General features: G+C 61.8%; 15 protein-coding genes. 5 read left to right on the top strand and 10 right to left on the bottom strand.

Annotated features, from left to right (window positions below; genetic code table 11):
• The first annotated feature begins 223 nt into the window (after positions 1-223).
• From ACODSP_RS05935 to ACODSP_RS05925, 3 genes are all read left to right on the top strand, one after another.
• Entirely contained in the window at positions 224-1,474 is a 1,251-nt protein-coding gene (locus tag ACODSP_RS05935) for an Hsp70 family protein (RefSeq protein WP_488964705.1), read from the top strand.
• Between the two features lie 234 nt (positions 1,475-1,708).
• The gene (locus ACODSP_RS05930; protein WP_488964704.1) at positions 1,709-1,927 is read left to right on the top strand and encodes a type II toxin-antitoxin system HicA family toxin; all 219 of its coding nucleotides are present in this window, start codon (positions 1,709-1,711) and stop codon (positions 1,925-1,927) included.
• Between the two features lie 19 nt (positions 1,928-1,946).
• Positions 1,947-2,381, top strand: coding sequence for a type II toxin-antitoxin system HicB family antitoxin (locus ACODSP_RS05925; RefSeq protein WP_488964703.1), 435 nt, complete (start codon positions 1,947-1,949; stop codon positions 2,379-2,381).
• 11 nt (positions 2,382-2,392) lie between these two features.
• On the opposite strand, the gene ACODSP_RS05920 is transcribed toward ACODSP_RS05925, so the two are convergent.
• Both ACODSP_RS05920 and ACODSP_RS05915 read right to left on the bottom strand, forming a co-directional pair.
• A complete protein-coding gene (locus ACODSP_RS05920; protein WP_488964702.1) occupies positions 2,393-3,133 on the bottom strand; it encodes a DUF599 domain-containing protein in 741 nt (246 codons plus the stop codon).
• A gap of 9 nt (positions 3,134-3,142) precedes the next feature.
• Entirely contained in the window at positions 3,143-4,627 is a 1,485-nt protein-coding gene (locus ACODSP_RS05915; protein WP_488964701.1) for a pentapeptide repeat-containing protein, read from the bottom strand.
• 176 nt (positions 4,628-4,803) lie between these two features.
• Between ACODSP_RS05915 and ACODSP_RS05910 the strand changes: the two genes are divergently transcribed.
• Positions 4,804-5,304 (top strand): PaaI family thioesterase, encoded by a 501-nt coding sequence (locus ACODSP_RS05910; RefSeq protein ID WP_488964700.1) that lies wholly within the window; start codon positions 4,804-4,806, stop codon positions 5,302-5,304.
• 35 nt (positions 5,305-5,339) lie between these two features.
• Here the strand turns inward: ACODSP_RS05910 and ACODSP_RS05905 are convergent, their stop codons facing one another.
• Positions 5,340-5,705, bottom strand: a complete 366-nt coding sequence (locus ACODSP_RS05905) for a ribbon-helix-helix domain-containing protein (RefSeq protein ID WP_488964699.1) — start codon at positions 5,703-5,705, stop codon at positions 5,340-5,342.
• Between the two features lie 347 nt (positions 5,706-6,052).
• Positions 6,053-6,460, bottom strand: a complete 408-nt coding sequence (locus ACODSP_RS05900) for a metallopeptidase family protein (protein WP_488964698.1) — start codon at positions 6,458-6,460, stop codon at positions 6,053-6,055.
• Positions 6,461-6,563: 103 nt separating this feature from the next.
• Here ACODSP_RS05900 and ACODSP_RS05895 point away from each other — a divergent pair, with 103 nt between their 5' ends.
• A complete protein-coding gene (locus ACODSP_RS05895) occupies positions 6,564-6,875 on the top strand; it encodes a 4a-hydroxytetrahydrobiopterin dehydratase (RefSeq protein ID WP_488964697.1) in 312 nt (103 codons plus the stop codon).
• Here the strand turns inward: ACODSP_RS05895 and ACODSP_RS05890 are convergent.
• From ACODSP_RS05890 to ACODSP_RS05865, 6 genes are all read right to left on the bottom strand, one after another.
• The gene (locus ACODSP_RS05890) at positions 6,853-7,779 is read right to left on the bottom strand and encodes a 5'-methylthioadenosine/S-adenosylhomocysteine nucleosidase (protein WP_488964696.1); all 927 of its coding nucleotides are present in this window, start codon (positions 7,777-7,779) and stop codon (positions 6,853-6,855) included. The genes ACODSP_RS05895 and ACODSP_RS05890 overlap by 23 nt on opposite strands.
• Positions 7,780-7,842: 63 nt before the next feature.
• Positions 7,843-8,424, bottom strand: coding sequence for a hypothetical protein (locus ACODSP_RS05885; protein ID WP_488964695.1), 582 nt, complete (start codon positions 8,422-8,424; stop codon positions 7,843-7,845).
• Positions 8,425-8,453: 29 nt separating this feature from the next.
• Positions 8,454-10,316, bottom strand: a complete 1,863-nt coding sequence (locus ACODSP_RS05880; protein ID WP_488964694.1) for a DUF885 domain-containing protein — start codon at positions 10,314-10,316, stop codon at positions 8,454-8,456.
• A gap of 192 nt (positions 10,317-10,508) precedes the next feature.
• Positions 10,509-11,192 (bottom strand): DNA polymerase III subunit epsilon, encoded by a 684-nt coding sequence (dnaQ, locus tag ACODSP_RS05875; RefSeq protein WP_488964811.1) that lies wholly within the window; start codon positions 11,190-11,192, stop codon positions 10,509-10,511.
• 14 nt (positions 11,193-11,206) lie between these two features.
• Complete coding sequence (gene coaE, locus ACODSP_RS05870; protein WP_488964693.1) at positions 11,207-11,821, bottom strand: dephospho-CoA kinase; 615 nt, start codon at positions 11,819-11,821, stop codon at positions 11,207-11,209.
• Positions 11,818-12,663: a shikimate dehydrogenase gene (locus ACODSP_RS05865; RefSeq protein WP_488964692.1), complete on the bottom strand. Its 846-nt coding sequence runs from the start codon at positions 12,661-12,663 to the stop codon at positions 11,818-11,820. Before ACODSP_RS05865 ends, coaE begins: the two co-directional genes overlap by 4 nt.
• Positions 12,664-12,676 lie beyond the last annotated feature (13 nt).

The following is a 12,676-nucleotide window of genomic DNA, read 5'->3' as shown; positions in this document are numbered from 1 at the left end:
GCGGCGTGTCATCCACGTTACTATCATGATCGACCGGGCCTCAAGTGTGATCAGTCAAACTGATCACACCAGCACCAAAAGCAGTGGGCGGGTCGGGAAAGCACCCCGGCCCGCCTACTTCCTTATATAAGCTACTTGGCCTGCCGAGTCGATAGGTGCTTGACGCCGCCACCGCTGCCCTTTACAACCCCGCCCCTTTTGCCGGGTTGAAGGGTGACGGATCATGGTGGCGTGCGGGCTGGATTTCGGCACCTCCAATTCCACGCTGGGCGTGGCGGATGAGGCGGGCAGCCGCATGCTGGCGCTGGAAGGCGACCATGAGACGCTGCCCAGCGCCATTTTCTTCGATTTCGAGACCCACCGCCCCGCCTTTGGCCGTGCGGCCATCAATGCCTATGTGGCGGGTGGCGATGGGCGCCTGATGCGATCCATCAAATCCGTGCTGGGCACCAGCCTGATTGATGAAGAAACACTGCTGGGCCGCCGCCGCGTAGGCTTCCGCGAGGTCATCGGCCTGGTCATCCGCCATATCAAGGAAGAGGGTGAGCGGCGTTGCGGCCGGGAACTGACCCATGTGGTCCATGGCCGCCCCGTGCATTTCGTGGATGGCGATGACGCCGCCGACCAGCGGGCGGAAAACGCCCTGGCCGACATTGCACGGGCCAGCGGCTTCAAGGATGTCAGCTTTCAATATGAACCGATCGCGGCGGCGCTGGCCTATGAGGCACAGATCAATGCCGAACAGATCGCCCTGATCGCGGATATCGGCGGCGGTACATCGGACTTTTCCATCGTACGCATCGGGCCGGACCGGGCGCGGCGGGCGGAACGCGCCGATGACATTTTGGCCAATGACGGTCTGCGCATCGGCGGTACGGATTTTGACCGGCTGCTGAGCCTGGAGGCGGTGATGCCGCATCTGGGCTACCGCTCCCCCCTGCTACGCCAGGGGCTGCTGACGCCCAACCATCTTTATGTCGATCTGGCGACCTGGGCCAAGATCAACTTCCTCTACAGCCCCGCCATCCTGGCCGATGTTGAACGGCTGGTGAAGGAGGCAAAGCACCCGCAATTGATCCGCCGGCTGGTCACGGTGCTGGAGGACCATCTGGGCCATGCGCTGGCCATGAAGGTGGAAGAGGCCAAGATCGCCCTGTCGGGATCAAGCACCCACGACATCGACCTGTCGCTGGTCGAAAAGGGGCTGGAGGCCCCGTCCACCCGCGGGCGTCTGGGGAATGCGGTGGCCGATCCGGTGGAAAGGCTGGCCGCCATGACGACGGACTGCCTGCGTCAGGCGGGGCTGCGTGGCGATCAGGTGGATGCCATCTTCCTGACCGGCGGTTCCACCCTGCTACCCGCCGTGCGCGGCGCCATCACGGGTGCCGTGCCCGAGGCCCGGATCGTTGAAGGCGACAAATTCGGCGCCGTCGGCCTGGGCTTGACCATTGAGGCCGGGCGGCGCTACGGGTAAGCCTGCAGCTTGCCGACCCTAACCTTGGCCTTATAGCACTGCAGTCGGTTTGAAACTCTTCCCCGCTGCAGAAGGATTTTTTTGTTGACGTTGTTAATCACGCCGGTCATATTGGAAAATGTCATTATAATTCTCTGTTGACTATGCAATAACACACCCATACTTTGGGTGAGTTATTTTTTGCCTCAACGTCGCACATAATTGTGCGACGTTGAGACTGAGACGGAGAAGCAAATGCGGGCCAGCGAATTTCTGAGAAGACTGAAAACCCTTGGCCGAGATCGTGGTGTGAATGTCAACTATGACCCCCGTAAAGGAAAGGGAAGCCATGGTACCGTATATTATGGCGACCATTCGACCACACTAAAGGATCTGAACAAGGAGATCAGCCCTGGTTTGCTGAGTGACATGCTCAATGATCTTGGGTTGCGTAAAAAGGACTTCCAGGGCTGAAGTCCAGGAGGAACAATCAATGCGCTATGCTTATCCTTATACTGTAGCCCAGGATGGGGAGTTTTGGATTACTCGCTGTCCCGATGTACGCGGGGCCGCTACAGATTCACGTGACCGCGCCGAAGCCATCACAGAACTTCCAGATGCTCTAATCGCGGCTCTTCGCGGTCATATTGAGCTTGGGCACCCCATTCCGGCTCCCAGCCCCATTCGCGGTCCTGGGCAAATTATCACTCTTGCACCGCTGGTCGCCGCCAAACTGGCCCTGTACGAGGCGATGCGGGCCAAGGATGTGAACAACTCCGAATTGGCCCGGCAAATGGGCCTGCAGGAAAACGCCGTGCGTCGGTTGCTGGACCTGGATCATCGTAGCCATATCGACACTGTTCAACAGGCATTGGCGTTGCTGGGTCGTCGTTTGGTGATTGAGGATGTGCCGCTGAACGCGGCCTGATCCCTTATCCCCTACATCCCACCCTGGCTTTTCCCGCCCACGGGCCGTTCGCCCATGCCATGGGCGGAGTAGCGGGCCACCGCGTCGAAGGCAGCGGAGCGGAACTGGCGGCGCCAGAGGACGTAGGTGACAAGCGCCACCAGCGCGATGAAGGCATAGGGATGGATCATCCAGCCCAGGCTGGCGAAGGCGTAATAGTAACCGCGCAAGCCGCGATTGAAGCTGGTGATGGCGAGCGTCATCATCTTGGCCGCCGCCTTGGCAGTCGTCAGCGCCTCTTCCCCCGGGTCCAGCGGCGCACCGCCGATCAGCGCGATCGTGTAGTTGAACTGCCGCACCGCCCAGGTGAAGGAAAAGAAGCTGTAGATGAAAATGGCCAGCAGCAGCAGCAGCTTGGCCTCGAACACCGTCCTGTCGGTCGGGTTCGTGAAGCCCAGTTCCATCACCACCTTGTAGGCACTGTCGGAAGAGGCCAGCACGCCCAACAGGCCGGCCAGCACCAGAACCGTGGTGGAGGCGAAGAAGGAGACGCTGTGGATCAGGTGACCCATCAGCATGCTGTCCATCACCCGGTTGTCCCGGTACAGCATGTTGGTCATCCAGCGGATGCGGATGCGCAGCATGTGCTGGTTCAGGCTGGTAGGTGCCCCCTGGCGACGGTCGGTCAGCCAGCCATAGCCCCACCAAAGCAGGACGAACCACGCGAAGGCCGCGCCATCAAGCAGCGTCAGGGAAGAAAACAGCGGCGGCATGACAAACCCTCAAGCCAGGCGGTAACGCGGCGCCACCAGCCCGTTGAGATAGGTCTTCAGTTCGGGCGTCAGCGGCTCGAATTTCACTGACACGGAACGGGTGGCGGCGTCCAGCGCCATGACCCGCGCCTGCACCGGCACCGGATCGCCCGCACCCGGTGCCGCCACCAGCAGCGTGACCAGCTCGCCTTCCTGATAAAGGGCGGGATCGGCATCGATGGCCAGCCCACCGAAGGACCAGTTGCGGGTGCGGGCCGTTCCCTTACGGCTGCCCACGGCCAAGGGCGGCTGCACGAAGCGGCGCAGGCGGCGGCGCTGCTTGGCATCGCCATCGCCGGCGCGGGTGGCACCGGCCAGATCGGCGCCCCGCATATTGACGCCGGTGACGATGGCGCCCGCCAGATCGGCCTTGCGCAGGATGGCACCCGACAGGATGGCATTGGTCAGGTCGGCACCGCGCAGAATGGCGCCGTCCAGATTGGCAGGCCAACTGCGCCCGCCCGACAAGGTCTTGGCCGTCAGGTCCACGCCGGCCAGATGCGCACCCGACAGGTTGGCCCGGCGCAAGGTGGCGCCCGACAGGACAGACCCGTCCAGCACCGCTTCCGTCAGGTCGCTATAGGACAGATCGGCCATCTCCAGCCGGTTATCGGCCCAATCGGCAGCGGCCAGACGGCAGCGACGCAGGCGGGCACCGGCCAGGTTGCGGCCATGCAGGACCAGCGGGTCCAGTTCCGCCATGTCCAGATCCAGCCGCGCGCCCTTGGCCCCGCCGGTTTCTATCCATTGCTCATGGGCATCGATCATGGCCGACAGCTCCGCCGACGGAATGCGCCGCCGGCTGGGTGCGGCGATCATGGTCGTCACACCTTCGGGCAGATGCTTGCCGCGCGACAGCATCTCGCTGTCCACCATGGTGCCGGCCAGCTGTGCGCCCATCAGATTGGCGCCCGTCAGATCGACGCCCAGCATCACGCATTTCGACAGGTCGGCACCGGCCAGATCGGCATCCATCAGGTCGGCACCCGTCAGGTCGCAGCCCGTCAGTTTGGCCGAACACAGGATGGCACGTTCCAGCCGCGCCTCCGTTAGAACCGCCGCCCCTTCGCGTTTGGTAGCTCCGCTGCTGTCGGACAGCGTGCCCGACCGGAAATCCGCGCCGCGCAGGATGACATCGTTCAAGGTGGCCCGGTGCAGATTGGCGCCGCGCAGATCGGCACCCGACAGATTGGCGCTGGTCAGTTCCGCACCTTCCAGATCGGCGCCGAACAGATCGGCGCGGGCCAGATCCGCACCTTCAAGGTTGCAGCCCGACAGATTGGCCCCGGCCAGCTTGGCCTCCGCCAGACGCGCGCCCTTCAGCGTCAGGCCCGACAGATCCTGAAAGGCCAGTTCGGCGCGCCGACCACCCTTGCCGTCAAGCCATTGACGGTGAAGCTGAAATTCCTTGCGTAGGAATTCCACGTCGCGGGCGGGCGTGCTCGTGTTGGTCATTGGTCGTTGGCCCCGGATACCGGCATCGGTGATTTTGTTATCTGCACCCTACGCTAGAGAATACCGCTCCACAATGCGGCGAAGCGATGTGTTCCGGGAATGGTTGACCCACCCTGTCCGTCACGTATAATACGACCGTTCGTTCTTTTTGTGCTTAACCCCTGATGGATGCCGATATGACCCGCCGCAGCCGCACCTATGATTGGGACGCAAGCCCCCTGGACCCTGCCCTGCTGACCCGCCTGCCTGGGATTGAGATCATCCGGATGATCGCGCGTGGCGACCTGCCGGCGCCCAGCATGGCCGCGACCCTGGGCATGGGCCTATTGCTGGGCGAGGTGGAGGAAGGCCGTGTGGTGTTTGAAGGGGAGCCGGGCGACCACGTGCTGAACCCGCTGGGCACCGTCCATGGCGGCTTTGCGGCCACGCTGCTGGACAGTGCCATGGGCTGTGCCGTCCATACTATGCTGCCGGCGGGGGCCGGATACGGCACCGTGGACCTGAAAGTCAGTTTCCTGCGCCCCATCCTGCGCGATGCCGGCATCCTGCGGGTGGAAGGCAAGGTGATCAATGCCGGTCGCACCCTGATGCTGGCCGAGGGCCGGGTGGTGGGCCGTGACGATGGCAAGCTTTATGCCCATGGCACCTGCACCTGCTTCGTCCAGGCCGGCAAATAGGCCGCCTACACTATTATTTATTCATCTTCTAGTAGTCATTCTGCGGGAGCAGCCGGCGGGTTGTACATGGACAGGGCGGCGGCGATGATGTCGGCATTGCCCTGCCCGTGCCCGGCCTTGGCATGACCTTCCTCGGTCGCCGCAAGCCGGTAGTAATTCACCAGGAAAACCCGGATCGCTGCTGTCAGGGAGGCGGCGCCCGGCTTCCTTTCCACGATGCGGGTGCAGATGTCATGGACGTTATGTCCTTCACGTACCGCGACATCCGACAGCGCATCCCACATTTCCGGCTCCATCCGAAGGCTGGTGCGCTTGCCCAGCACGACGACATTGCGGATGACCAGGGTGCTGCTGCCATCGGGCAAATCTTCACCGGAGAAACGCTTTGAACGCGGCGGCACGGTTGCCTCCCCACTGGACATGAACGGGACATGTCGGCATAAATCAATATGCAGACACATAAACCTATATGTCACGTCATATGACCAGATCAATCAAAATCAATCTTGGGTAAGTTGCAACGTTCAGGGCCGGTCGGGCCACCCGCAGGCGGGACCGGACAGGGGCGCATCTCTCCCGGTGCGTGCCCCATGGGTCATTTCTGAAAACCGTCAAAGCACCGGCTGATACGCTTCAGCGTTGGACCCGGATTCCAGCATCGCCGGTCCGATTTATGGGAAATCAGCCCTGTCTTTATGAATACTCGGCCTGTGCGACCGAAATGCGGATGGTACGCTTCGGGTGCCGATTACTCGGCCTCCGCCTCCAACGCCTCCATGTCGGCATCGCTGAAGCCGAAATGATGCCCGATCTCATGGATCAGGACATGGCGGACCAGATGATCCAGGTCCTCCCCCGTCTCGCACCAGTAATCCAGGATGGGCCGGCGATAGAGGAAGATCAGGTCCGGTTCCAGGCGCGGCTGCGTCACGCTTTGCCAGGGCATGCCCACGCCACGGTAAAGGCCCAGCAGGTCGAACGGGCTTTCCAGGCCCATTTCGCGCTCCGTCTCCTCATCGGGGAAATCCTCCACCCGGATCAGGACATTGCGCACATGGCTGCGCAGGGCGTCGGGAATGCTCTCGGCGGCGCGGGCGGCGATGATTTCCATCTCGGCCAGGGTGGGGGCGGTGGTGAAGCGGCGAAGCGAGGTCATGGGGTACCGGTCGGGGCAAAGGGGTTGGATGGGCGATGGCGGCTTGACGCCGCCGCCGCCCCGGTCCACCTACAGGCCAACAAATCCTGATCAGGAGGAAGAGATGACGCAAGCCCAAACAGGCCGCCCGCCGAAACTGGATAATGATGCCGTAACGGCATCCCTGGGCGCCCTGCCCGGCTGGACCCTGCGCCCCGATCAGGCCGCCATCGTGAAGACCTTCCGTTTCAAGGACTTCAACGAGGCGTTCGGCTTCATGACGCGCGTCGCCATTCTGGCCGACAAGATCGACCACCATCCCGAATGGTTCAATGTCTATAACCGCGTCGACGTCACGCTGAACACCCACGATGTCGGCGGCATCAGCCGCCTGGACATCGACATGGCGACCTTCATGGAGCAGGCGGCGCGCTGAGCCGCATCGCCTCCAGCATCGCCGTCACCAACTTGGCGGCGTTGCTGGAGGCCAGCGCCATGAAGGTAGGGATGCGGTTTTCATCGGGGTCAGCACCGGCCAGATCGGAGACGGACCGGAAGATGATGTAGGGCACGCCATTCTGTTCAGCGACCAGCGCCACGGCGGCACTTTCCATATCCACCACCTTGGCCCCGATGGTGCCGTACAGATAGGCACGCCAGCCGGCATTGTCCATGAAGGCGGGGCCCGACACCCCGTCGCCGCCCATGACAATCTTGGGGCTTGTCTCAAGACAGGTCTTGTTTGCAGCGCATTTATCCAGCTTCACCCCGGCCACCGCCTTCTCGGCCAGGGCCAGCAGGCCGGCATCCGCCTCGAACCAGAATTTACGGATTGGTTCGGCCTTTCCGGGCACGCGGACATAGGCGTTCGACGGCTGGATCACGCCATAGGCGGGATAGGGCAGGCTGGCCCAGGGCACGGGCTTCAGGGTTCCATCCGCGCCTTCGCGCACGAAATGGCTTTCCAGATACTGGCCCCAGCGGCGGGGCACGGCCACGTCACCGATATGCAGATGCGGATCAAGACCGCCGGCAATGCCGCTGAACAGCAAGGCATCGACCTTGAACCGGTCCAGCAGCATCTGCGTCGTCATGGCGGCATTCACCATGCTGACACCCGACAGGACCAGCACTACCGGGCGGCCCGCCAATGTGCCCAGCGTGAAATCTACGCCATGCACGGAGATTACCTTCTTGTCCTTGGTGCTGGCCAGCAGGGTGACCAGTTCGGGCGCGAAGGCCGACATCACGGCGGTGCGCGGCGTGGCGTCCAGCAATTCCGCCCTTGCTGGCGCTAGCAGCAGCATCAGGGCCAGGAAAGCGGTAACCAGACGAAGCATGGCAAACCATCCATGTTGCAGTGCGGGATACACATGGTGGCGCGGGAACCTGACGGGCGTCAACTAGGGCGAAGGCCCGGGACCCTGGATGTTGACCGCCTTGAGAATGGCCATGTCATAGAATTGGATAATCCCGGCATAACCACTGGCGAATTTCACGACGTCTCCATTCTTCAGTAAAATTTTAGAAAGTCCGAAACTTTCCATTTTGATTTTATCAATATCGGACCAATATATCGAAAATCCATAATTTATGTTATCAAATTTTAATTCATGTTCAGAAAATACTATATAATATACAATATTTATATTAACCGCTTTTAGAAATAGAAAACACATCAGGGAAAAACTTAATATTAAAAATCCTTTTAACAATAAATCACTTACAAAACCATCTTCATTATATTCTTGTAAGGCTGCTCCTATACATACAAAAACAACTATTGCACTGAACAAGAATGATATAATGCTGAAAAATATATATATGTAATTAGTGACACTCGGATATGTACGATGCCAGGTTATATCTCCATCTACCCGCCGGGCAGCGGGTTCTGTAAGTTGCTTGGTTTGCAGAAATCCCAGAAGCAGCATAATGGCTGCAAGCGCAAGGATGATTGCCAGACTTGGAATCAGGCTGCTCATTCTATCCCTTTCCAAGTCTGGCCTGAAGATCACACCTTCTGCGTCTTGATCCAAGCCTCAACCTGTTCACCCAAAACATCCAGCGGCACAGCCCCGGTGCGCAGCACCAGATCATGGAAGGCGCGCAGGTCGAACTTCGCCCCCAGCGCCTGTTTCGCCCGGTCGCGCAGGTCCAGGATCTTCAGCATGCCGACATAGTAGCTGGTGGCCTGACCGGGATTGACGATGTAGCGGTCGATCTCGCGGATCACCTGCTCCCGGTTCAACGGCGTGTTGGCCACGAAATAATCGATGGCCTGTTCACGGGTCCAGCGCTTGGCATGGATGCCGCTATCCACGACCAGCCGCACGGCCCGCCAGACCTGTGTCGTCAGGCGGCCGAAATCGGCATAGGGGTCCTGGTAGAAGCCATATTCCTTGGGCAGGCGCTCGGCATACAGGCCCCAGCCCTCAATATAGGCGCCGAAGAAGCTGTAGCGGCGGAAATCAGGCACATCGCCCAGTTCCTGGGAAATGGCGATCTGCATGTGATGGCCGGGGATCGCCTCGTGATAGACGATGGCGTCGATCTGCCATTTCGCCATTTCCCGCATATTGGCGAGGTTGGCGTAGAAGATGCCGGGCCGGGACCCATCGGGCGAGGGCGGGTTATAGAAGGCCGGCGGGGCGGACTTCTCACGATAGGGTTCGACCCGCTTCACGACGACGGGTGCCTTGGGCTTGGTGATGAACCATTCGTCCAGACGCTTGGAATAATCCGCGATCACTTTCTCGCAATGAGCCAGATAGGCGGCACGGCCTTCATCATCGCCATTGAAATAGAATTTCGGATCATTGCGCAGATGTTCGAAAAATTCCTGCAGGGTGCCGTGGAATTCCACCTGCCGCATGATGCCCTGCATATCCTTCTGCAGAAGCGCCACATGCTTCAGGCCCAGTTCGTGGATCTGATCCGGGCTCATGTCGGTGGTGGTGCTGTTCTTCACGCAGAACCGGTAATAGGCATCGCCATCCGGCAGCTTCCAGACACCGTCATCATGGGTGGCCGCCGCCTCCAGCTTGGCCACGGCGGCGTCCAGCGCCTCATAAGCGGGCTTGACCTTGCTGGTCAGGATGCGGGCCGCTTCGGCCACCAGTTTGTCCTTCTCACCCTGCGCGATGGACAGGGCGCCGACCTTCTTCTTGAAATCGGCATAAAGCGCGCTGTCCGGGCCCTGATCGAAGGGGGCGCCGGTGATGACGGAGCGGATGTCGGGCCGCATCTTGGCCAGCGAGAATTTGGGCGGCACCACGCCGCGCGCAGCGGCATCTTCCCCGCGCCGGATGACATTCTGGATAACGGCGGACACACCGTTCAGGCGCGCCAGATAGGCCCGCGCATCGGAGACATCGTCAATCCGGTGTTGATTGGCCAGGAAGCTGGGGATGCCGGTGTGACGGCCATAGAGATGGTTGATCGGATAGCGGTGATTGCGCAAGCGATGCGCCTCGATCTCCGCCTCGCACTGCGCCTCGAACAGGCGGAAATTCAACCGGTCGGTGGCGCCAAGCTGGCCAGCATCCCAACCCTGGCGCAGCAGATACAGCGCCTGACGGGTGCGGGCAACGGATGCCTCGGCAAAGGCGTCGCTGCCATCATCCCAACGGTCATAGCCGGTCTTGCGACCGCGCTGCGTCTGGGTTTCGGGCGACAGGGACAGGTCGGCTTCATACACCTCTGCGAAGAAGGCATGAAGGGCGGCGGCGTCCCCCTTGTTCTTCGGCTTTGCCGCATCGGTCAGCGACAAGGGGCCGGGCAAGCCCTGCGCAAAGGCGGGCAGCGGGGTGGCAGCAGCAAGCGCCAGACCGGCCGAACCGGCCAGCAGCTGACGACGGGAAAGGCGGTGACGCATGGATCGCTGTTCCATTCTTGTTATCGTGGGACGCTACAACCATACCCGTGTTTCACATGAAACATCGGGGTCCAATCCGGGAAATACCAAGGGTCATACCTTCTGACCGTTGGTACGGCGGTGACTACCGCCGCGCCGCCCATGCGGCGTAGCCAAGGGCGCGGATGCGCCCGCCCGGCGATTGAGGGGCCGTCAAGCCAGCCAGGCGGCGTTCTTCAGCCCCTTCACAAAGGCCTCGTGTGCAGCCAGCTCATCCGGCAGAGGTGCATGTGGGCGCGGCGGGCGGGCGGTGCGGATATCACGGGCGGCCCCCGTATCCAGACCCTGCTGGGTGGCGACCGGGCCGCCGGCCAGCACCAGATCCGGCTGACGCCCACCCATCAGTTCCAGATAGACCTCGGCCAGCAGCTGGCTGTCCAGCAAGGCGCCGTGCAAGGTGCGGTTGGAATTGTCGATTTCAAACCGGCGGCAAAGCGCGTCCAGGCTGGCCGGCGCGCCGGGGAAGCGCTTGCGCGCGATCTTCACCGTATCGATAACCGGATTGATCAGCTTGGGCATGCCGATCCGCACCAGTTCCATGTTCAGGAAGCCAATATCGAACGAGGCATTGTGGATCACCAGCTGCGCATCGCCGATGAAATCCAGGAAATCCCCGACCACGGCGGGAAAGACCGGCTTGTCAGACAGGAAAGTGGCTGACAGGCCGTGCACCGCCTCGGCTTCTGCCGGCATGTCGCGTTCGGGATTCAGATAGGTGTGGTAGTGCTGTCCCGTGGCGATATGGTTGAGCAGTTCCACACAGCCGATTTCGACGATACGGTCGCCGTTCAACGGGTCGATGCCGGTGGTTTCGGTATCCAGCACGATCTCGCGCATTGCCATCAAACCTTTCAAACGGGCGACCAGACGCGGCCCTGATGCTGTTTCATGGTCGCCACGATGCGGCGCAGGTGCAGCAGCGTCAAGCGTCGGCCCAAACCGGTGGGCACGACAAAATCCGCCCGCCGGCGTTTTTCCGCATCGGGCACCTGCCGGGCCAGGATATTGGCCAGTTTCGCGGCATTCATGCCGGGCCGGGCCAGCACGCGCTGACGCTGCAGCCAGGCGGGTGCCGTCACCACAATCACGGCATCCACCCGCCGCTCCCCCTTCGTTTCATAGAGAAGGGGGATATCCATGACGGCCACGGGCACACCGCGCCGGGCACAGCGTTTCAGGAAATCATCGGCATCGGCACGGGTCAGCGGATGCACCGCCGCCTCCAGCCGTTTCAGGGCGTCGGGCTTGCCCAGAACCGCAGCAGCCAGGGCGGCACGGTCCACGGCCCCGTTCTTCACGGCATCGGGAAACAGGGCCTGGATCACCGGCACCGCCTTGCCACCCCGCGCATAAAGCCGGTGGACACTGGCATCGGCATCATGGACGGGACATCCCAGGCGGCGCAGCATGCTGGCCGCCGTGGATTTTCCCATGCCGATGGAACCGGTCAGGCCCAGGATGATCATCGCGGGTCCAGAACGAAGCGGCGCAGATCATCCGTCACCTGCGGATCGGTGCCGAACCAGGCATGAAAGCCGGGCCGGGCCTGATGCAGCAGCATGCCCAACCCATCCACGGCGGGATTGCCCCGTGCGGCGGCAGCGGCCAGCAAGGGCGTAACCAGCGGAACATAGACGATATCGGTGACCAGGGCGTCGGTCGGCAGGGCCGACAGGTCGATCTCCAGGGGTGGATAGCCATTCATGCCCTGGCTGGTGGAATTGACCAGCAGCACGGCGCCATCCAGCGCCGCATCGCGCCCATCCCAGGCCCCGACCTTGATGCGCGGATCGCCCAGATCGGCGGCGATTTCGGCGGCCCGCGCCTGGGTACGGTTCAACAGGCGGATTTCTGGCGCGCCGGCATCCAGCAGCGCCACCACGACGGCCCGCGCCGCACCCCCGGCCCCCAGCACCACCGACGGGCCGCGCGTCACGGACCAGGTGGCCGGTGCCGTGGCCGCCAGATTTTCCCAGAAGCCGAAAGCATCTGTGTTACCACCTTCCAGGGTGCCATCTTCGGCCACGATGATGGTGTTAACGGCACCAATACGCCGGGCGTTGCTGTCCAGCCGGTCAACAATGCGGAACGCCACCTCCTTATGCGGGATGGTGACGTTGCAGCCGCGAAACCCCATGGCAGGCAAGGCGCGGATGGCCTGTTCGGCCCGGTCCGGCGGCACCGCCAACGGCACATAAGCCCCGTCGATCCCATAATGGCGCAGCCAGAACCCATGCAGCAGCGGGCTGCGCGAATGACCAACGGGCCAGCCCATGACGCCGGCGATCAGCCCCTTCCCCGTCAACATTCAGATACTCTCC

It is taken from the genome of Niveispirillum sp. FG156 (assembly GCF_057809555.1).
Note: the sequence above shows the minus strand (reverse complement) of the source record. Positions and strands in the feature narration are given on the sequence as shown.

Bases quoted from the DNA above. Each gene is read 5' to 3' on its own strand.
- ACODSP_RS05895 (WP_488964697.1), top strand. From the start codon at position 6,564: ATGACGCAAGCCCAAACAGGCCGCCCGCCGAAACTGGATAATGATGCC.
- ACODSP_RS05885 (WP_488964695.1), bottom strand. From the start codon at position 8,424: ATGAGCAGCCTGATTCCAAGTCTGGCAATCATCCTTGCGCTTGCAGCC.
- dnaQ (WP_488964811.1), bottom strand. From the start codon at position 11,192: ATGCGCGAGATCGTGCTGGATACCGAAACCACCGGCATCGACCCGTTG.
- ACODSP_RS05925 (WP_488964703.1), top strand. From the start codon at position 1,947: ATGCGCTATGCTTATCCTTATACTGTAGCCCAGGATGGGGAGTTTTGG.
- ACODSP_RS05920 (WP_488964702.1), bottom strand. From the start codon at position 3,133: ATGCCGCCGCTGTTTTCTTCCCTGACGCTGCTTGATGGCGCGGCCTTC.
- ACODSP_RS05935 (WP_488964705.1), top strand. From the start codon at position 224: ATGGTGGCGTGCGGGCTGGATTTCGGCACCTCCAATTCCACGCTGGGC.
- ACODSP_RS05880 (WP_488964694.1), bottom strand. From the start codon at position 10,316: ATGCGTCACCGCCTTTCCCGTCGTCAGCTGCTGGCCGGTTCGGCCGGT.
- ACODSP_RS05910 (WP_488964700.1), top strand. From the start codon at position 4,804: ATGACCCGCCGCAGCCGCACCTATGATTGGGACGCAAGCCCCCTGGAC.
- ACODSP_RS05890 (WP_488964696.1), bottom strand. From the start codon at position 7,779: ATGCTTCGTCTGGTTACCGCTTTCCTGGCCCTGATGCTGCTGCTAGCG.
- ACODSP_RS05900 (WP_488964698.1), bottom strand. From the start codon at position 6,460: ATGACCTCGCTTCGCCGCTTCACCACCGCCCCCACCCTGGCCGAGATG.
- ACODSP_RS05865 (WP_488964692.1), bottom strand. From the start codon at position 12,663: ATGTTGACGGGGAAGGGGCTGATCGCCGGCGTCATGGGCTGGCCCGTT.
- ACODSP_RS05930 (WP_488964704.1), top strand. From the start codon at position 1,709: ATGCGGGCCAGCGAATTTCTGAGAAGACTGAAAACCCTTGGCCGAGAT.
- coaE (WP_488964693.1), bottom strand. From the start codon at position 11,821: ATGATCATCCTGGGCCTGACCGGTTCCATCGGCATGGGAAAATCCACG.
- ACODSP_RS05915 (WP_488964701.1), bottom strand. From the start codon at position 4,627: ATGACCAACACGAGCACGCCCGCCCGCGACGTGGAATTCCTACGCAAG.